Source organism: Serratia sp. HNCC26DJ206, assembly GCF_057180605.1.
This window is the reverse complement of sequence record NZ_JBXUGP010000115.1, coordinates 1-937: the sequence shown is the minus strand read 5'-3', so window position 1 is coordinate 937 and position 937 is coordinate 1. Positions and strand designations below refer to the sequence as shown.

Here is a 937-nt window from a genome sequence, read left to right as displayed (position 1 = left end):
GACCAGTTGGCTGCCGCTGTCGACCGTGACCGAACCGGCCCCCAGATCCGCGTTCTGGCTGACGCTCAGCGCACTGTTGCCGGTAATGCCGAACTGGCCCGCAAAGCCAGCGTTATTGCCGGACAGGGACATATTGGCCCCGTTATTCACGGTGACGGTGGAATCCGCCACCCCGCTCAGGGTATTCGCCACATCGCCACTCAGCGCACTGAATATCAGTTGCGCGGTCGTGTCGGTCAACGCGACGCCGGCTGCGGACGTGCCTAGATTATTGGCCGCGCTGACCGTCAGCGCACCGTCCGCATTGATCGCGTGAGTGCCGCTGAAGGTATTGCTGCCGCTCAGGGTCACCGCCGCCTCGGTGTTGACTGTCCCGGCCCCGCTCAGCACGTTGGCCAGGGTATCGGCCGCGTTCAGATTCAACGTACCGCCGACCGCCACCGCGCTGGTGCCCAGGGCATTGGCGGCGCTCGCGGTGATGGATGCCCCGGACGCAATATGGGTGGTGGCTGACAGACCGCCGTTGGCCGCGCTCAGGGCCAGATCCCCGCCGTTGACGTTCAGCGTGCCGGCCCCGCTCAGGCCGCCAACACCGCTCGAGGTGCCCCCTGACGACAGGTTCAGCGTCCCGCCCGACAGGTTGATCGCCCCGCTGTTGGTCAGCAGCCCGCTGGTCAGCACGCCCGTATTGAGCGTGACCGTGCCCAGGTTGGTCAGCGCCCCCACCGTCTGGCTGAAGGTGTTGCTATTGAGGCTGGCCCCGCTGGCCACGGTCAGTTGTGAGGTGGCCCCCAGCGCATTGTTACTCCCCAGCAGCACCGTGCCGCCGGTCACCTGGGTGCTGCCGGTGTAGCTGTTCTGGCTGTTGGTGACGGTCAACGCCCCATTGGTGGCATTCAGCACAATGCCGCCCACCCCGGTCAGCTGCGCCGTCAGG

At 66.5% G+C, this 937-nt stretch carries 1 pseudogene; it reads right to left on the bottom strand.

What is annotated here, in order from left to right:
• A pseudogene (locus AC2A1E_RS24185) lies at positions 1-937 on the bottom strand (hypothetical protein); the annotation flags it as partial.